The sequence below is a fragment of the Parasphingorhabdus sp. genome, assembly GCF_041748495.1.
Taxonomy (GTDB): Bacteria; Pseudomonadota; Alphaproteobacteria; order Sphingomonadales; family Sphingomonadaceae; genus Parasphingorhabdus.
This window is the reverse complement of record NZ_JBGTDD010000139.1, coordinates 1-18,638: the sequence shown is the minus strand read 5'-3', so window position 1 is coordinate 18,638 and position 18,638 is coordinate 1. Positions and strand designations below refer to the sequence as shown.

Annotated in this window: 19 protein-coding genes and 1 tRNA gene; 14 read left to right on the top strand and 6 right to left on the bottom strand. The window is 51.8% G+C overall.

Annotated elements, in window-relative coordinates; genetic code table 11:
• The first annotated feature begins 159 nt into the window (after positions 1-159).
• The 5 genes from ACEW8J_RS12340 to ACEW8J_RS12320 all read left to right on the top strand — a co-directional run bounded on the left by ACEW8J_RS12340 (position 160) and on the right by ACEW8J_RS12320 (position 5,656).
• A complete protein-coding gene (locus ACEW8J_RS12340; RefSeq protein WP_373491945.1) occupies positions 160-282 on the top strand; it encodes a hypothetical protein in 123 nt (40 codons plus the stop codon).
• A gap of 265 nt (positions 283-547) precedes the next feature.
• Positions 548-2,131, top strand: a complete 1,584-nt coding sequence (locus ACEW8J_RS12335; RefSeq protein WP_373491944.1) for a hypothetical protein — start codon at positions 548-550, stop codon at positions 2,129-2,131.
• A 39-nt stretch (positions 2,132-2,170) separates the two neighbouring features.
• Entirely contained in the window at positions 2,171-3,067 is an 897-nt protein-coding gene (locus ACEW8J_RS12330) for a tyrosine recombinase (RefSeq protein WP_373491943.1), read from the top strand.
• 31 nt (positions 3,068-3,098) lie between these two features.
• Positions 3,099-4,046, top strand: coding sequence for an acetyl-CoA carboxylase carboxyltransferase subunit alpha (locus ACEW8J_RS12325; protein ID WP_373491942.1), 948 nt, complete (start codon positions 3,099-3,101; stop codon positions 4,044-4,046).
• A 110-nt stretch (positions 4,047-4,156) separates the two neighbouring features.
• A complete protein-coding gene (locus ACEW8J_RS12320; RefSeq protein WP_373491941.1) occupies positions 4,157-5,656 on the top strand; it encodes a M48 family metalloprotease in 1,500 nt (499 codons plus the stop codon).
• 67 nt (positions 5,657-5,723) lie between these two features.
• Here the strand turns inward: ACEW8J_RS12320 and ACEW8J_RS12315 are convergent, their stop codons facing one another.
• Both ACEW8J_RS12315 and ACEW8J_RS12310 read right to left on the bottom strand, forming a co-directional pair.
• Positions 5,724-5,897: a Flp family type IVb pilin gene (locus ACEW8J_RS12315; protein ID WP_373491940.1), complete on the bottom strand. Its 174-nt coding sequence runs from the start codon at positions 5,895-5,897 to the stop codon at positions 5,724-5,726.
• Positions 5,898-6,011: 114 nt separating this feature from the next.
• Complete coding sequence (locus ACEW8J_RS12310) at positions 6,012-6,185, bottom strand: Flp family type IVb pilin (RefSeq protein ID WP_373491939.1); 174 nt, start codon at positions 6,183-6,185, stop codon at positions 6,012-6,014.
• Between the two features lie 91 nt (positions 6,186-6,276).
• Here ACEW8J_RS12310 and ACEW8J_RS12305 point away from each other — a divergent pair, with 91 nt between their 5' ends.
• Positions 6,277-6,717 (top strand): (deoxy)nucleoside triphosphate pyrophosphohydrolase, encoded by a 441-nt coding sequence (locus ACEW8J_RS12305; protein WP_373491938.1) that lies wholly within the window; start codon positions 6,277-6,279, stop codon positions 6,715-6,717.
• Here the strand turns inward: ACEW8J_RS12305 and ACEW8J_RS12300 are convergent.
• Positions 6,714-7,574, bottom strand: coding sequence for a class I SAM-dependent methyltransferase (locus ACEW8J_RS12300; RefSeq protein WP_373491937.1), 861 nt, complete (start codon positions 7,572-7,574; stop codon positions 6,714-6,716). The genes ACEW8J_RS12305 and ACEW8J_RS12300 overlap by 4 nt on opposite strands.
• 39 nt (positions 7,575-7,613) lie before the next feature.
• Between ACEW8J_RS12300 and ACEW8J_RS12295 the strand changes: the two genes are divergently transcribed.
• From ACEW8J_RS12295 to ACEW8J_RS12260, 8 genes are all read left to right on the top strand, one after another.
• On the top strand, positions 7,614-8,351 hold the full coding sequence (locus tag ACEW8J_RS12295) for a ComF family protein (protein WP_373491936.1): 738 nt from the start codon (positions 7,614-7,616) through the stop codon (positions 8,349-8,351).
• A 78-nt stretch (positions 8,352-8,429) separates the two neighbouring features.
• Entirely contained in the window at positions 8,430-8,687 is a 258-nt protein-coding gene (grxC, locus tag ACEW8J_RS12290; protein WP_373491935.1) for a glutaredoxin 3, read from the top strand.
• A gap of 6 nt (positions 8,688-8,693) precedes the next feature.
• Entirely contained in the window at positions 8,694-9,527 is an 834-nt protein-coding gene (locus tag ACEW8J_RS12285; protein WP_373491934.1) for a carbon-nitrogen hydrolase family protein, read from the top strand.
• Positions 9,524-10,018 (top strand): DUF1178 family protein, encoded by a 495-nt coding sequence (locus tag ACEW8J_RS12280; protein WP_373491933.1) that lies wholly within the window; start codon positions 9,524-9,526, stop codon positions 10,016-10,018. Before ACEW8J_RS12285 ends, ACEW8J_RS12280 begins: the two co-directional genes overlap by 4 nt.
• A 44-nt stretch (positions 10,019-10,062) precedes the next feature.
• Positions 10,063-10,139: transfer RNA gene (locus tag ACEW8J_RS12275), tRNA-Arg, on the top strand.
• A gap of 1,185 nt (positions 10,140-11,324) precedes the next feature.
• Positions 11,325-12,038, top strand: a complete 714-nt coding sequence (locus ACEW8J_RS12270; RefSeq protein WP_373491932.1) for a hypothetical protein — start codon at positions 11,325-11,327, stop codon at positions 12,036-12,038.
• A 12-nt stretch (positions 12,039-12,050) separates the two neighbouring features.
• Entirely contained in the window at positions 12,051-12,806 is a 756-nt protein-coding gene (locus ACEW8J_RS12265; protein ID WP_373491931.1) for an SDR family NAD(P)-dependent oxidoreductase, read from the top strand.
• On the top strand, positions 12,806-14,332 hold the full coding sequence (locus tag ACEW8J_RS12260) for a phytoene desaturase family protein (RefSeq protein WP_373491930.1): 1,527 nt from the start codon (positions 12,806-12,808) through the stop codon (positions 14,330-14,332). Before ACEW8J_RS12265 ends, ACEW8J_RS12260 begins: the two co-directional genes overlap by 1 nt.
• On the opposite strand, the gene ACEW8J_RS12255 is transcribed toward ACEW8J_RS12260, so the two are convergent.
• The 3 genes from ACEW8J_RS12255 to ACEW8J_RS12245 form a co-directional block, all read right to left on the bottom strand.
• The gene (locus ACEW8J_RS12255; RefSeq protein ID WP_373491929.1) at positions 14,325-15,437 is read right to left on the bottom strand and encodes a radical SAM protein; all 1,113 of its coding nucleotides are present in this window, start codon (positions 15,435-15,437) and stop codon (positions 14,325-14,327) included. The two genes, ACEW8J_RS12260 and ACEW8J_RS12255, sit on opposite strands and share 8 nt — an antisense overlap.
• A 150-nt stretch (positions 15,438-15,587) precedes the next feature.
• Positions 15,588-17,114, bottom strand: coding sequence for a recombinase family protein (locus tag ACEW8J_RS12250; RefSeq protein ID WP_373491928.1), 1,527 nt, complete (start codon positions 17,112-17,114; stop codon positions 15,588-15,590).
• 197 nt (positions 17,115-17,311) lie between these two features.
• Complete coding sequence (locus tag ACEW8J_RS12245) at positions 17,312-18,469, bottom strand: type IV secretory system conjugative DNA transfer family protein (protein WP_373491927.1); 1,158 nt, start codon at positions 18,467-18,469, stop codon at positions 17,312-17,314.
• Between the last annotated feature and the right edge of the window lie 169 nt (positions 18,470-18,638).

Genomic DNA, 18,638 nt, shown 5'->3' with positions numbered 1-18,638 from the left:
TTTCACCGGAATATCGGTCCGAATTGTCGAAAGAGGCTTTAATGTTTTTGTCCATTGGGGCAAAGGCTATACAACGGTTGGCTGAGGGTGCAAATTCCAATGCTGACAATGATTATTTTTAACCGTTCAAAAGATTGAGTCCCATTGATGCCGCGTTCGTTGGTTTTTTTAGCTTTGTTTGTCGTGATCCTGATCGGCGCGGCATTTTTTCTGGCTTCGATGGATGTCGAACAGCCCCTGCAACCGGTTGAAAAACCCGTAATTGGTGACGATCTGCAATAAGATGCCTATGCGTATCAAGCATATATCTTTAGCTGCTATCAGCCTCGGGGCGCTCGTGCTGGCGATTCCGGTGTCGGGGCAGAATTCTCCGGAATCTTTGCTGCCACCCGGATTCGGGGAACCCGCTCCGGCTCCCAGATCAGCGCCCGTACCCGCTCCAAGCCCTGCTCCCGGCCCTGTGCCGATACGGCCTGTCGCGCCTCAGCCAAATGAACCATCAAGCGGGACTGATGGAGATCAGACTGTTGCACAAACTGACCGAAGTTTGCCATTTTTGCCGCTGGATGAAAATGGCGAGCTTGATCTGGAAGCGCTCGATGCTGCGCTGCAGCCTCAATATACCATGACCGCAAGCGAACGACGTTCAATGACCGAAATTGGGGTTTTGACTCCGCGTCATAACGGGTTGGGCAAGGATGCCTTCGGCGAGGAGGGTGGTCAATATCTGACCAACTTGATCAGAAATTTAAATGGCCCGATTGTTTCCCGTTGGGGTTCGATATTGCTTCGTCGCGCCTTGCTCAGCAAGGTCGTGAGTCCCGAAAATGTAAATCCTGCAGACTGGACCGCCGAACGTGCCTGGCGGCTGTTGCGTATGGGTGAAGCTGATGCGGCTCGCGCTCTGGTGCTGAAAGTGGATGGTAGCAATTTTACCCCCCGACTTTACGAAGTCGCAATGCAGGCCCATCTGGCAACAGCGGATCCAGCGGGAATATGTCCATTTGTCGATGGTGGTGCGGGAGTAAGCGATGCACCTACCTGGGTTATGTTCCGTCCGATCTGCGCTTCTCTTACTGGTGAGCAGAGCCGGGCGACCAGCCTGCTCCAGCAAGCAAGGCGCGACAATGCAGCAACGGGGATCGATTATCTGCTGGCAGAAAAGACGATAGGTGCCGGCTTCGAAGGCCGTAGAGCCGTATCGATTCTGTGGGATGATATCGAATATTTCAACAACTGGCGTTACGGCTTGGGTGCAGCGACAGGAGTCGAGCCACCGGATCGATTATATACTCAGGCCGGTCGGCATGTGCAGGGTTGGCGCGCACGGGCACCTATGCTTTCGATCGAGTCGCGGATGAAAGCGGTCGATATCGCCGCAGCAATCGGTGTTTTTTCGAATCAGGCGATGGTCGATCTTTATGCTGCGGCCTATGATGACCCTGAAGTGAGCGATGATCGCAAGGCCTTGGCGTCGGTTCTGCGTCAAGCCTATATGAATGACACTGCGGAAAGCCGCTTGGCTGCAATGCGTGATTTATGGGCCCGGTCGGATGGTTCGCTAACCGGATATTCGTCAAAGATATTGACCGCACGCGCTGCAGCAAGGATTCCGCCGGCGGATGCGTTGAAAGAGGAAAGCGCGAATCTTATCGCTTCCATGCTCTCCGCCGGACTGGACCGCAGCGCCATAAGATGGGCCAATGTTGTAGATCAGGGCAGTGAAGGTTGGGCGTTGTTGGCGGTAGCTTCGCCAACCAACATGCCAGTTTCCTATGGAGCATTGGACGATTTTGGTGACAATGATGTCAGTCCGGACCAACTTCGCAGCAAATTTCTGCTGGCAGCGGTTGCTGGCCTCGGCAGAGCCAACCAAGAAACGATTGATGATTTTGCAAGTGATTTGAACGTGGACCTAAGTCGCTCCAGCAAATGGACGAGAGCTATCCAGTCGGCTGCTCGACGCGGCCAGCAGGGAACGGTAGCATTGCTCGTCGCAGTTGGCATGCAAGGCCGGACATGGAACGCGATGTCGCCATTGCACCTCTATCATATCACCCAGAGCCTGAAACGCGTCGGCCTAGAGCCTGAAGCGCGCATGATAGCGGCGGAAGCTTTGACCCGGACTTAGACTTTGCTTTGCCGTCCATGAGGTCTATTGCTGCCCGATATGAGCGATGACGCAAGCCTGATCGAACGATTTCTTGAAATGCTCGTGGCGGAAGCCAGCGCCTCTCAGCATACTTTGTCGGCCTATCGAACAGATTTGGAGCAAGCATCGGTGATCACTGACGGACAATTGTCCAAAGCAGATCGGCAGATGATTGGCAAATTGCCCACGCACTGGCGTATGCTGCAAAATAGTACGGTCGCTCGCAAATCTTCAAGCTTGCGACGCTTTTTCGGGTTTCTCGTGGAAGAAGGGTTCCGAGGAAATGATCCCTCCGATGCTCTTCCCAGACCGGGATTGGTGCGTTCATTGCCCAAGACCCTGTCTCACGAAGAAATTGCACTTTTATTCCAATTGATTGCTGAAGGACTAGCTCGAAAACCCATCAAGCCCTCGATTGTCAGGCTCTCTGCAATCCTGGAACTGCTATATGGTTCCGGACTCAGGGCAAGTGAACTTGTGGGTTTACAGCGGACGTCAATCACTGGTGACCGGCCCTATATGATCATCAAGGGCAAGGGAGAAAAAGAGCGGATGGTGCCGATTTCGGAACAGGCTCGGATTGCTGTGCGCCGCTGGGCTGAGCTGGTTGAATCAAAGGAGAAATGGCTTTTTCCGTCGAGAACAGGCCACATCAGCCGTGTAAGGCTCTTTCAAATTATAAAGGAGCATGCTGTCAAGGCAGGGGTCAATCCGGGAAAAATCAGTCCGCATATCTTGCGGCATGCCTTCGCTACCCATCTGCTGGAAGGCGGTGCAGACTTAAGAGCGTTGCAGACATTGCTAGGGCATAGCGACATCAGCACGACCCAGATCTATACGCATATCGACAGCGCACGCTTGGTCGAACTGGTGAATAATCGCCATCCATTGGGTCAACTGGATCTGGCGCGTTGACGTTTAGCTTGTCCGGTTCTAACCCTTTTTCATGACATCTTATCTCGATTTTGAAAAACCCATTGCGGCTCTTGAATCCCGTATTCTGGAACTAAAGGATACCGCGGATGAAGGTTCTCTCGATATCCAGACGGAAATCGAGAAACTGCAGGCCAAATCAGCCAAAATGCTGGCGGAAACTTACGCGAAATTGACCCCGTGGCAAAAAACGCAAGTTGCCCGTCATCCGGAGCGGCCTCATTTTAAGGATTTTACGGAAGGCCTGTTTGACGAGTTCATTCCTCTAGGTGGCGACCGTAACTTTGGAGACGACCAGGCTATTCTAGGCGGCTTTGCTCGCGCGGGAGATCGCCGGTTGGTTGTCATTGGCCATGAAAAGGGCGACGATACCGAAAGTCGCCTGCGGCACAATTTCGGGATGGGAAAACCCGAAGGATATCGCAAGGCCATTCGCCTGATGGATATCGCCGACCGGTTCTCGCTGCCAGTCCTAACGTTGATTGACACATCGGGCGCATTTCCAGGCGTGTCGGCAGAAGAGAGGGGACAAGCTGAGGCAATCGCCCGTTCGACCGAAAAATGCCTCTCACTGGGTGTTCCGATGGTGGCGATCATTGTTGGCGAAGGCGGATCGGGTGGTGCCGTGGCTTTGGCCGCTGCCGAACGCGTCCTCATGTTTGAACATGCGGTTTATTCAGTCATTTCACCCGAGGGCTGCGCTTCCATTCTGTGGCGCACGGGAGACAAGGCTGATGTGGCCGCAGATGCAATGCAAATCACGGCCCAGAACCTCAAGAATCTAGGAGTTATCGACCGAATAGTCGAGGAGCCAGTGGGGGGCGCACATCGCGACCAGTCGTTGGCGATCGCATCTTTGAGCGCTGCGATCGAAGAAGAGTTTGCGCGGCTCGAAAGTCATGGTCGAGAAACGTTGAGAAAGATGCGGCGTGAAAAATTCCTCCAGATCGGCGCGCTTTAAACCAGAGATTCTGGAGCCTCCATTTGCCGGATCCAATGGACAGACACTCTGGAAGTGGAACCCTTTGCCAGGTGACACGTTCTTTTCACAGACACAAAGAGGAGCCTGATATGAGACAATTTTCGTCAAAGCTTATGAGTGCCGTGGCCATTATCGCCTTGGCTTCTTGCACGGGCGGTGGAGCGGATGCTGGCGCCGTGGAGTCGGCGGGCAGTCAAGCGGGCGAAGCTCGGTCGATTTCGGCTTCGGAAAAGCGGAAAGGTGCAGAGGCTCATCCGCAATTGCTTGAACAATTTGGCGGCGCTTATACTGGACCGCAAGTCGCTTATGTCGTCGGCGTGGGACAGAATATTGCAGTACAATCGGGCCTTGGAAACGCTCGCAGTGACTTTACCGTGACGCTGTTGAACAGCCCGGTAAATAACGCTTTCGCTATACCAGGTGGATATGTCTATCTCACCCGGCAGCTAATGGCGTTGATGAATGATGAAGCGGAGATGGCTGCTGTGCTGGGTCACGAAGTCGGTCATGTCGCCGCCAGACATAGTGAAAAGCGACAAAGTGCGGCTACGCGCAACAGTATTCTGGGCATTTTGGGACAAATTGGGTCTCAAGTGATACTGGGGGATTCGTCTCTTGGGCGTATCGGACAGGAAATTTTTGGCACAGGCAGCCAGTTATTGACCCTGAAATACTCGCGTACGCAGGAATATGAAGCTGATGATTTGGGTATCCGCTATCTGGCTTCGGCCGGTTACGACCCGCAGGCTCTGTCATCAATGCTTTATTCGCTCGCCGCGCAATCCGCGATCGACGCACGCGCGGCGGGACGCGATGCTCGCAGCGCGCCGGAATGGGCAAGTACTCATCCAGACCCAGCGCGCAGAGTGTCGCGTGCTGCAACAAACGCCGGTAAATTGGCGACATCCGGCGGCATTCGCAATCGCGATCAGTTTCTGAACAATCTTGACGGGATCCTATATGGTGATGATCCCAAGCAAGGGGTAATCGAAGGTAACAGCTTTCTTCATCCAGACCTGAAGCTTAAATTCACCGTTCCCGGCGGCTATTCCATGCAGAATGGAGCGCGTGCCGTATCGATCACCGGGTCTGGCGGCCAAGGGCAATTTACCACCGGTGCCTATAACGGCAATATGGCGACATATATTGCGGCGGCCTTTCAGACACTCTCGGGTGAAGGTCAAACCATTTCCCCCGGCTCCATTGAAAGAATGACAGTCAATGGGATTCCTGCATCCTACGCGATGGCGAGGGTTGAAAGCAATAACGGTCCCGTCGATGTGACTGTTTTTGCCTATGAATTTTCGAGAAGCAGTGCGTTCCATTTCGTGACAATCGCCCCTGCAGGAAGCGCAGCGGTTTTTACGCCAATGTATCGAAGCGTCATAAGGCTTTCCGCTAGCGAAGCGGCTGCGATCAGACCGCGCAAAGTTGATATCGTAACCGTCAGAACTGGAGATACGATTGCAAGCTTATCGTCGCGAATGGCTTATACGGATAACCGGCAGGAACGGTTCCTGGTGTTGAACAGATTGAACGCGACTGACCGGCTACAGGCTGGCCAAAAAGTGAAAATTGTAACCTATTGATTGTCCCAGACACAAAAAAGACGGCAGCCCGAAGGCTGCCGTCCTTTTTTCTTGAATAATCCGAAGATTAAGCAGGGCGTTCAGACATTGAGTTTTCTACATCACCGAAGGTGTTGCTGAGGGTGTTGCCCAACTGACCCATTGCAACAATAGCTGCAACTGCGATCAGAGCAGCGATCAGGCCATATTCAATAGCCGTTGCGCCTTCTTCATTCTTGAACATTTTACGTACGAATTTCATGTCTGGTCTCCTAGATTTGACAAACTTCACTTACCCAATTGGACCAAAATTTCGTCCAATGTTCAGAACTCTAGAGCAGAAACCTTACCAAAAATTTAAACGCGAAAGCTATATTTACGAAACTTCAGTTACCTGATTGGCAACGTCATCCCACATGCCGCCAGTTTCATTGGCTACACCGGAAATCGCAACAATAGTTGCCAGTGCAATGAGAGCCAATATCAAACCGTATTCAACAGCTGTCGCACCCTCGTCAGAAAGACACAATTTTTTCAAAAGATCTATCATGTCTCTCTCAACGCCGATAAAGTTCTGCTAGTTCAGAACAGGACCCGTTTCACAGAAAGGGATTAACAAAATCCTTAGATCGGATAAAAAAATGGAAAAAAATCCGACATATCTGTTTGTCGCTGCCGCTGCACTAATCGATAAAAATGGCGCAATTCTCCTGCAAAAGCGACCGGAAGGCAAGCCAATGGCCGGTCTCTGGGAGTTTCCCGGCGGCAAAGTCGAAATTGGCGAGACTCCCGAAGCGGCAATGGTTCGTGAGCTGAACGAAGAATTGAATATCGATGTCAATGAACTGGATTTGGAGCCGGTTGCTTTCGCCAGCGAGGCTGTGGAGGATCAGCATTTGATCCTTCTCTTATATATATGTCGCAAGTGGACCGGGCATATACACAGCGAGGATATGTTGGATTTGCAATGGTTGCTGGTCGATGCAATCCCTACACTTCCCATGCCACCGGCTGATGGCCCCTTGGTTCGCAAGCTGTCGGCCTCGCTCAGTAACCCTTCTATTGTCGTGGATCGGTGTTAGGCTTTACTGGATAAAGTAGAGGAGAGAGAAACCTGTCCGCTGCCTCGGCGCGCCGGTTTCGGCTGGTCTGGATGTGGTGCCCAGGCGCACAGATATAGAATAGTGACGCTTTCCGCGAATTTTCCATCGGGTTGGGAGCGAGCCTGAAACAAGGTTTGCATCGATCCATAGACGGTGCGTCGAATGGCCAAAAGTCGTCCCGACATGATATTGCTTCCTCCCGTATCTCTGATGTCGGCAATCAAGCGTTGAAGACTGGAATATTTCAGTTGCAAGTGATCGCTGTCTGCCACCGGCATTGTTAATCCCGCACGGGCGATGAGATCGCCTGCCGTCCTCACATCAATCTGGGGATGAATATGTGCTGAAACATGGCTGCCTTCGGCTTCGATCATCACAGATTTCAGTGATGGAAAGCTTTCTGCACTAAGCATGGCGGCCAGCATCAATCCATCGGGCCTCAATATCCGACGGATCAGGACAAGTGCGCCCGGCAGGTCATTGATGGTGTCGAGGGAGCCAATGTTGATAACCAGATCAAAGCTGTGATCTGCGAACGGCAAGCGGTCATCATCGCATTGCACGCCGCCCCGAACCCGAGATAGTATTGCGCTGGAATCCGCGACAACAACGAGCATACCGCGCAATTCCAGTTCGGCTCCTAGCTTGGTTGCGGGAAGGCCGATTATCAGCGCTCTCTGAAATTTGCGCTTCACGACATCCAGCCGTTCCAAAATGTCTTCAGCCATGATCTGCGAGAAGAAATCCTCACCCTTCGCACGCGCATAGGCGCGATCACGGACGATACGCCTTCGCTTACGGTTAAAAACTTCGGGAACATTGACTGTATCGGTCATCGGTCTTGTGGCATTAGAAGCGTTGGACAAAAAGAGCAAATGCCGTTCAAAGCCTTGCTCAGACCATTGATCGATTATGCTTTGCCGCCACGATGTCCGATTTGTGGTGTAACCGTGGATGCCGATAACCGCTTCTGCTTGTCTTGCTGGCAACAAATGGATTTTCTGGCCAAGCCTTGGTGCGTAGCCTGCGGCTTGCCTTTGCCCTTCGAGCATTTGGAGGATAGCCTGTGCGGAAAATGTCTGACAGAACCACCTGTCCATGATGGAGTTCGCGCTGTGGTACGTTATGATGATCTCAGCTCGTTGCTTCCGATGCGTTTGAAATATGGCACCCGGCTGGGGATCGCAAAATTGATTGCCGAACATTTGCAAAAATTTGTTGCTGAATGTTCTGACAATGCGCTCATCGTTCCGGTTCCACTCCACCCAACCCGACTCTGGCGGCGCGGGTTCAACCAGTCGGTTCTGATTGGCCGCGAACTTGCCCGCATTTCCGCTATTGCTATGAACTATAATCTTATTTCTCGCTGCAAGATTACTCCTCCACTTAGAGGCATGAGCGGACCGCAACGGCGAAAAACTGTGGATGCGGCATTCGCGCTTTGCAACGATGCGCAAGCATCTCTGGCCGGTAAATCAATCCTGCTGATCGACGATGTTTACACCAGCGGATCAACAAGCAATGCTTGTGCCCGGTTGCTCAAAAAAGCGGGGGCAGAACAAGTGTTCGTCTTCTGCTGGGCCCGGGTTATAAGCAGTTTTGAAAATGGCTAGAAGGCTCATCCTATAGCGATCGCTTGAATTTTTGTCGCCAAAGGCCCATTTGCAGACTGACGGTAGAAAGAGCGAAATATGTCGAAAGTTGAAATATACACTAAATTTACCTGCGGTTTCTGCTTCCGGGCCAAAGCCTTGCTTGAAGAAAAAAATGTGCGTTTCGAAGAGACCGATATCACAATGGGTGGCACGAAGCGTGAAGAGATGATTCAGCGGGCCGGCGGCAGGACTACCGTGCCGCAGATATTCATTGATGACCGTCATATCGGAGGTTCCGACGATCTTGCCGCATTGGACAGGTCGGGCGAACTCGATGCATTGCTCGCCAGCTGATCTGCTTTGAAAATCGCGCTTGTCCAAATGTGCAGCGGTATCGATCCGGCTGAAAATGCCAGTCGGCTCCGTACGCACATCGCTGAAGCAGCGGCTGGTGGTGCGGAAATGGTTTTCACGCCGGAAATGAGCGGCCTGTTGGACCGGGATCGATCCCGCGCGGCGGCGGTCATCCAGAGTGAACAGGATGATGATGTGTTGTCGACCGTTCGCGCTGAAGCCATAAAATGCCGAGTCTGGGTACAGCTTGGCTCGCTGGCAATAAAGACTGCCGATAATTCGGATGGAAAATGGTTCAATCGCTCTTATCTCATCAATCCCGAAGGTGAAATTACGGCACGCTACGACAAAATCCATCTGTTTGACGTCGACCTCACTCCCGATGAATCGCTCCGCGAATCCTCTGCTTATGCAGGCGGCCAAAGTGCCGTTGTGGCACCAATCCCCAATGCTGTTTTGGGATTGTCCATCTGCTATGATCTTCGTTTCTCGTCGCTGTACGATGCCTTGACCAATGCCGGTGCCGATATTCTGTCGATTCCCGCCGCGTTCACGGTTCCGACCGGAGAGGCCCATTGGGAAATATTGCTGCGCGCACGCGCGATTGAAGCCGGGGCGTTTGTTGTGGCTGCGGCGCAATCTGGCCGCCATGAGGACGGACGCGCAACCTACGGGCATTCCATGGTGATTGATCCCTGGGGTGAAATCTTGCTCGATATGGGTGAGCAGACCGGGCTTGGTTTTTGTGATCTGGATTTGAGGAAAATCGAACAGGTCCGTTCGCGTATTCCTGCCGTTGCCAATCGCACGTGGTTCGAACCGCCGGTCAAAACGTCATGATCATTTTTGACTTGATTTGCGCGGACGCGAGGCACCGGTTTGAAGGTTGGTTTGGATCTTCCAAGGACTACGCAGATCAACAGGATCGCGGATTGCTGGACTGTCCGGTTTGCGGCAGCAAAAATATTACCAAGGCGGTTATGGCCCCGAACTTAAGCCGAAAAGGCAATCAGCAATCTGCTACTTCGAAATCAGAAGTGGAAGCGGCCAATCCCCCTGAAGCGCAAGCCGTCAGCAGCAGGGTGACCGTACCGGCCGAATATCAGGAAATGTTTGGCAAGCTGGCCAAGGCGCAAGAGAAAATGCTCGCCAATTCCGAATGGGTTGGCGATAAATTTGCCGACCGGGCCCGGGATATCCATTATGGCGATGCCGATGAAAAACCGATCCACGGTACGGCGTCGCAGGAAGAAGTTGCCGATTTGGCGGAAGAGGGCATCGCGGCGCTTCCTCTCCCACTTCCCGTTTTACCGCCTGAATCGAAAAATTGATTGTGGCATGCGCCAGCCGATACGTCTAAACCGGCTCGTATCAGGCGCCCGTAGCTCAGTCGGATAGAGCATCAGATTCCTAATCTGGAGGCCACAGGTTCGAATCCTGTCGGGCGCACCAATATTTTCAATATCTTAGTGAAAAAATTGAAAGGGCTTCAAGGGCTTAGGCTCGGTATAGGCTCCATATTTTAAGGTTCGTCTCAAGATCAGTCTGATGCCATATTTCAAACGGCGTTTTACGAATGCCGGTTGCGATCCTGCCAAAACATCTACAATTTTTTTGTTGATCTTAGGATTCTCGATCGAGCCCGATTTATAATGAAAGCGATAATTGTTAGATTTATCCAATTTTAAATATCACTTGTTTCGCATCTGCACCAACCGCTAGGTTTGGATTATGGGTGACCATCATAATCTGCCGATTTTTTTTAGTTTCGTGAATACAATTAGCGAAAACTTGAATATTGAGTCATTGCCGAGATTATCTTCTGGCTGATCAATGACTGAAAAATCGGGTAGTTTGCGAAGACTCGTTGCGGCATCTCCGCAAAGCAATCCGGCCACATTTCTAATGGTCGAGCGATAACCTGATTCTCCCGATGATCGCAGTTCTAAGTCTGACTCATCGCCCGTCTCTTCTTGGGCGAGAATTTTATAGTCATTGTCGCAAATGATCAATGCTATATGGTCGCTAGAAACTGAGACATGGAGAATTTTTGCTCAATATTTGGTGGCGTTCAAGCGCCACATGGGCTAGTCAATCACGCGCATTCGGGAAGGCGAACATGCTAAAATACCGTCCAGCTAAATATTCGGATTGGGCGGATATAGTACGCCTTGAAAGAATAATATTCCCAGAATATAGCGATACCTTCGATAAACGCTTTTTCTTGAATTATCGCGATCTTATTGGTACACTTATTGAAGTACAGGTCTGTGGAGGGATAGTACAGGGGTACTTATGCATTGCCCCCCTCACCGAGAAGGCAGTAAGCCTTGTTCAAGATGAGGGGTTAACCAGCTTGCGAGACATCCCACCAAATTTGGTCTGTAGAGATGTCACGCAAGCGCGGGCAATGTTCTTTGAGGTAATTGCCGCCGCGCCGTGGTCCAAGCAAATGGCTCGGCAATCACTCTTGCGTCGCGCTTACCGCCGATACCAGCAATTCGCCCATTGTGAATGGTATGCATGTCCAATCACGAGTGAGGGTCTTGAGATCGCCACACGGATGGGCTTCAAGCGAACTTCTGGGAACCACCTAAGTCTATTTGTTGGCCCGAATACCAAAATCCGGAGAGCGGAATGCTAGAAAGACTGAGAGGCGAGATTGACCTGATAAGCACAAGTGTAGCTGCTGGCTTCATCACATTGTTGATCACGATAATCTCGTTGATCCTCTCCGCAGTGTCCAGCTCGCTAAAATGGTATTGGTTAGTTGCCGGCTCCGCATTGGTCGTACTGTGCTTGTTGGCAATTGCCGGGTTGGTGATCGGGTATCTTTCAAAACCCGTAACGAAGAAGATGGATGATTTGGTCGAGAGGCTCGTATGCGAGCACGTGATCAAAGAAGCCCCATGGTTGATCACGTCACAACGCCTCCGGAAGATTGAAGCTGCTTCTACAGCCTCTCGCATCTGGATCATTACGAGGTCAATGGAGGAGGAACTTGATCCTGATCTTTTCGGCGATGTTGTGAAAGGCAATATCGCGAGAGGCATCAAATACACCTACGTGGTACCGGATATTCCGCCAATCCTAGCTCGAGTTGAGAGGGTGAAAGACCTCTATCAGTCTGATCAGATCGATTTTTTGGCAATAAACGACCCGCTGTTCGATTTGATTTCAGCACAGGACATGGCAATCTTCGGAGCCCTTGGAGCTGGATCAAAGGAGATGGCGGGCTACATGAACTTACCAATTCAAGAAGGTGGAAATGACTATTTCATGGTTCTAAACTCACGTCATTGCGAGTTAATCGTTGGCACTTTGTCTTCGATCCCTTCAAGAAATCTATAATATGAGGTACTTATGAAAACTGCTGTTATTACTGGAGCTAGTCGCGGAATCGGCCGGGCGCTCGCGATATATCTTTCACGAGAAGGCTTCAATGTAGCCTGTGTCGGCAGAGATAGAACCGCGCTTGATGCGACCGCCGAGAGAGTCCGTACCGCAGGGCAAAATGCCTGGGTCTTTTGTGCGGACTTTGCCAAACCCGTCGAGACTGCCACAGTTGCTCAAGAGATCGCAGAGAATATTGCGTCCATTGATCTTGCTGTCATGCTGGCGAGCCCGGCGCCAGACCCCGATGAAGAGGCGACTTTGGGTGGCACCGACACAGATCAGATCATTGAGTATGCAAATGTTGTATTTACATCGCAGGTGTTGTTCACAAAGCAACTTCAGCCGGCATTGGCAAAATCAGAAAGCAGTACGCTGATCTATTTCTCTACAGATTGGGCACTTCGAGGCAGCCATGGGCCTGCCGCGTTTTCCGGAGCGAAGGCTGGGATCAGCCACTTTGCGAGAAGTATCCGCCGAGATTTTGCGGAAAAAGGAATCCAGGTCACGTCAATCTATCCAGGAGATATCGCTACATACGATGCCGATTGGATTGAGGCGAAATGGGATATCGATGATCCGGTTGAAGAAGTCGTAAAAGAATTCGGAGGTGACCGTATCCCGCTTCTCGACGTCTGTGAGGTGGTATCGCTCGTTGCAGCAAGGAAGCACTGCCGTATCGAAGAGATTGTTATGGCACCGCGCAGCGGAGAATACGACTACTGATGCGGCGTGCATTGATAGTTGGAGCAGGCCACAATGGGCTAATCTGCGCGTTTTACCTGCAAAGAGCTGGATTCGACGTAACTGTCCTAGAAAGAGCAAGCCGCCCAGGTGGTGCCTGCCGCGCGCTGCATCAAGCATGTGGATGCAGACTATACCCTGGAGCATCCCATTTCGGCATGCTCCATCCAGAGATTGCTAACGATCTCGGTCAGGCAGGTATTAACTTAGCAACGGCTAGGCCCGACGTGCAGATGGTCTTATGCGGGGGTCCGGGTGAGAGCATCGTAATGTCAGATAGCGTCGACGAAACTGCCATATCAATCGCACGATACTCGTCTAATGATGCTGATCAGTATCGACTTTTCACGAGTGAGATGAAGGCCGCAGCCGAGGTGCTTGCGGTCCATCGCGCAGACCCCCAATTTACTCTACATAAGTTTGCTAAGGCTTTGGAGAAGCTTGGCCCAAATTTTGCTTCAAACTTTGCCCTCGGTTCTCTCGCGTCCACCCTGAGTTTCTATTTCGAGCACCCATTGGTTCAAGGCGCGCTGGCTTCATCAATGATCCTATTCAACGGAAGTCCCAATGAAGTCGGAACAGCCTTTGCCCTCCCATATTACTATCAAATGCAAGTGGCTGGAAAGCCAGGTTGGGAAATGTTGGTAGGTGGCATGGAGCATTTAACCAACGAGATAGCTTCATTTCTAAGTGACAACGGGTGCACGATTGTAACCTCGGCAGAGGTATCTTCAATGGAGATGGAGAATGGCGTCGTAACCGGCGTCACCACAAGTGATGGCAAATTCTATGGCGCCGACCTGATCGCTGCGGCCTGCGACCCTCTAGTAACATCCAATTTGCTGCGCGCAGGAGGGCACACCTCGGGTGCATGGCGCGATCTCAGATCATTATGGGCTCGTGAATCCTTTAAAGGAATGTGCGGCAAAGCGATGTTCTTATTGGACCGCGTACCTGATCTTCGGAATTCCGAGATTCAAGCTTACGTGGATGCATCGCGAACAATGATTTCGAATCTGACGTCATTGCAAATGATGGAGAATGCACACCAAGACGCACAACTAAATGGGTTTTCCGATATACCGTATGTTGAAGTCTTGTTTCCGTCCATAATAGATTCGACGCAGGCGTGTGAGGATCACGTCACGATGTCGGTTTACTTCATGTATTGTGTGCACCGTGATGAAGGACAATCTTCGGTACATACTGAGGTTGAACGTGCAGTACTGGGACAACTCGATGCCTTGTTCCTAAAATTCCCGGATCGGATCCAATTCCAAGATATTTGGACTAGTAATCACTTATCAAACGAATTCGGGATGAGTCTCGGAAACGTCGACCACGGCAGTCTAACACTCGACTACTCCTTAGGTGAACGAGGCCTACCGGGATACGTCCCCCCAACAACGGATATCAAAAACCTGTTCCTCTCTTCCTCAGGCGCAATGCCTGGGGGTTTGGTGTCAGGGGTGCCAGGCTACATCGCTGCGAAGGCTATGGTCAGCTAGCATGTTCCCAGAAGTCTGGCGCATCTATCGAACAACCCTGGCACTTGGTGCAACCGGACTGCTGAAAAGGTGAGAGTTGTTGCTTTAATAGGGCTTCCGCGTTGTGACGCGAACAAAGCACATAATCGTCTACCAAGGTCACATCGACACCACGCAGTTCACACTCATCATATGGTCTGAATGGAATGATTGTAGGCACGACACCGATGGAAGTGAGCTCATCGATTGCTCGAATTACGCTCTCATTTGAATCTAGGCCAACAAGCACGACGCTACTCACTTGGCCGCGCCCAAATAGGCTTACTGCTTCAGTCCACGCCTCAATATACTGACTTTTGCTCACCTCACTCTTGCCAGGACAGAAGATGACCCGCTTCTCCTCGTCCCAAACCTCGATACTCATTATTAAAGAAGACACGCCTGCATCTTTCAAGAGTTGAAGGTCAGCTGTGTCTTTTGGCGGCACCATCTCGACAGAGATTCCAGCGCCGGTCCGGTCAAAGATGAGCTCCGCTAGGTGCGCAAAATATCGGGCACCGTAATCTTGCCGGTTTGGTGTTCCACTGCCGATAGCAACGTTTAGATCGCCGTTTTGGCGCTCTATCAGCTCAATAATTTTGTCAGCGACAGGGCTAACTGGAGACGGCTTCATCGCATCGCCAACGAATGTACAAAACTGGCATATCTCACCTTGTGTTGCGAAGACGCATTCCCTGAGTGGTGTTACAAAAAGAGTCTGGGGTGCATGGAAGCGGACAATGTCTACCCATAGCCCACCGAACGGAGTGGATTTATATAGGCTGTCTGGCTGACCCACCGGACGGCAAAAGACACGATGGCCTTCATGAAGCAGGAAAAAGCCGTCACCGTTGAAATCAAGCGGCACTGATGGGCTTGTCTTTACAAATTCGTCGAAAAGTGCGGTGTTGATTATCCGTCCGGACTCCAACTGAATGGGAACTCCGTGGATGAATCCCTTCTCGTTGAAGAGCTGGCCTAGTTGATTGAGTGCCGCCTCAGAAGGCCGGATACCATAGCAGAAGGCTTTGGCAGTGAGCATTGCCAAATCTACATTAGCCGAACGATCTAGAAATCGAATACTCAATCTGTCAGATGCCTTAATCGGGTGATAACAAATTAATATATAGGGCTTTCGTGATGGTTTTCAATCGGTTTGCTTGCCCTCGCCCTATCAACTATAGAGCCCGCGCCGAGATCTGAGGTGCGAGCCGCACTTGATTAACTTAGTAACAAGCTACAGGCTAAGGGTTCGGGTACGAAACTTTTCTTCTACTCTTTGTAAAGATTCGTCATATCTATCGATAATCCTTTCAAAAGTTCGATCTTCAATCCGAGATGGGTCACCAGCGGGGGTGGAAGCGAGTTTTTTCACCTCTTGAAGCCAATTTTGCGGCTCTAAATATACATTTTTTTCAATGACGATCCGGTTCGATGTGGTCATTTCGACGATTCTGCGCTTTTGGCCCCGATCGGCCATTTCGTGGCTCTGTTGCAGCCTTTTTGTGAGTTCGATGACACTCCTAAGGTGGGCTGCTTTGGCGGTGTAATTCGCGGCGGAAGCTTGCTCTTGGCGCAAGGCTTCGGCTTCCAATAGCAACGCCTGCTGACGTTCATTGAAAGTGTTTTTCTCGATCATGCCATCGACCAGAGCATCAGTGAGACGATGTTGTCGGGCTTCTAAATTATCCTGCCGCAATTTCAGGCCAGTCACTGTGTCACGATGCTTGGCTTCCCGAACCCAGCGTTCGATCTCCTTGGTAGCCGCTTCAGCATTGGTCTCGGTCAACTCAGCTTGCGACAAGCACGCTTCAATCGAGGTCACTAAAACATCTTCACGCACCGTCTTGGTCGCGCAGTCTGTGTTCGGGCAGCGATAGTAGACGGTGCCTTTCTGTCTCTCGGGCACCATCGGTCCGTTACACAATCCACAGCGAAATAGCCCTTGATAGGTGTGGTTGTGTCTGGTGACCATAGGTCCGTATTTCCCGGATTTTATCTCCTGCACCCGCTCAAAGAGGGCCGGGCTGATTAATCGCTCGTGGACACCGGGGAAGGATTGACCATTCCGCTTGATCCGGATCACGCCCGTATAGAAGGGGTTGTTGAGCAGGGTCTCCACCCCATGCAGGGATAATCGGCCACCCACCCGATTGGTGAGTCCCAAGCTTTGCAGTTTCGGTAGCAAAGTCTTGATGGAATACTGGCGGGTCGCATACAGTTCAAATGCCTTTCGCACTAGCGGCGCTCGCACTGGATCAAGTGTCTTGGGCTGACCGCGGCCGGTATCGAGATAACCGATCGGTGCCCGAAAGGGATACAGGCCCTGCTTCAAGCGACCGTTCATGCCCTTTAGGGTTTCTTCGCGCAGGTTGCGCACGTAGTCAGCTGCAATCACGGCTTGGATCTCGGCGGTAAGTCGGCCACCTCGAGAACGGAAATCAAGACTATCAACGGCGGTATGGACATCAACTCCAGCGTCAATCAGTTCACCAATTTTGGCATATTCAGTCAGGTTTCTGGTCAGCCTGTCGAGCTTGTGGATTATTAAGGCATCGGCTCGGCCTTGCCTCAGTTCTTTGACCATCCGCGTGAAGATCGGTCGGCCACATTTGGCAGCGGTTTCTTTTTCTTCAAACCACCGCACGATACTGAGATTCTGACGACTCGCAAAATCAGTGATAGCTGCTTGCTGCACCTCCAGGGAAACCCCTTCGCCTTGTCGGAGCGTGGAGACGCGAATGTATGCGTAACACCGCTTCATTTTTTGCTGTCGTTGATGGACTCCGACTCTATCATATCCTCAGGATTCGTCGAATCGACTGGCCACGGCCAAGTGCCATCACGCACCCTGCGCTCATAAATTTCCCGACAGATTTCTAAGTATGCAAGCAAGCGTTCGTCCATGCCTTAAGGGTATGTGATGGACAGCGCCTGTCTAGTCCGCTTGCAACTTCCAATTCACTGTTTTGTGGTCGGCGGCAGGGTTGAAAAGGAAAATACAGGCAGCTTGCGACCTTTTGACATCAGTTGCGCGAAACCGCGATAGTTGGGAAGCTGCGTAAAATAGCGCGGTTCAATACCGCCAAATTGCCGCGCGATCAGCGGCGCGTCCTGCGCTCCGATGCGCAGGGAAATGAGTGTTCCGGCATTGCCGATCACCGCGTCGATGACCGTGCTGTCGGCTTGTGAGAGATGCTGGTGGGAAGCGCATAATCCCAAGCCATATTTGCGCGCCTCGCTCAAAAGGTCGGCCATGCTGGCGGTGGTGAAGGCATGGAATTCATCAGCGTACAGGAAAAAGGGCCTTCGCTGGTCCGTGGGCAAGTCGTGACGGGTCATGGCTGCATTGAGAATATTGGTCATTATCAGACCGCCCACGACATTGGCAATGTCGGCTCCCACGCGCCCCTTGGCAAGGCTCACAAGAATGATCTGGCCCTTATCCATCGCACTGCGAAAACGCAGCGGCTGTTCAGGATCGCACAAAGATTTGCGTACGACCGGATTGGCAAGAAAGGCGCCTACCTTGTTGGCAATAGGTGCAACGCCGTCGGCGGCGGTCAGATAGTTCATGCGCGCAAATTCAACCGTCCAGAAGGCGCGGAGCTGCGGATCGACAAGACGCCTTATCACTTCACGCCGGAAATCCTTGTCGACATAGAGTCTGACGATGTCGCCGATATGCGCGCGGGGTTGATCGAGCAGTGCCAGCACGGCTTGGCGCAAGAGATGCTCCATGCGTGGCCCCCAGCTGTCTGCCCATTGTTTTTTGAGCGTTTCGACAAAGCCTGATGCTACCAGTGGGCGAAGGGCCTGAGGCACGCGGGCAAGCGGATTATAGCCAAACGGACAATCGGGATCGCCCACGCGCCAATGCACGATATCACCGGGCAAGGCGCTCGCAAGCTCGTCAACCAGATCGCCATGCGGATCGATCAGACAAAAGCCATACCCGAGCCTTGCGTCCTGCATGGCCATTTGAGCAAGAAGCGTTGATTTGCCGGTTCCGGTCTGGCCTATTATATATTGGTGATTAAGCCGGTCTTCCAAACCAATAGCGAAGCCGCGCGGGCCATGGCGCGTATCAGCAAGTCCGATGGTGACAAAGTCAGTCATCTTGGCAGTCTGCGGTCTGGACTCGCATTGGGATAGTACGCTTGGCATCAGACCATATGGCCTGATGGCCAGGCGGACTATACGGCAGCGATCCATTTGCCATATCCTCCCCTTTATGGGGAACAAGGCTCGGAATGTCTTCCGCGCGCTATGGGCACGAGACCGGAAA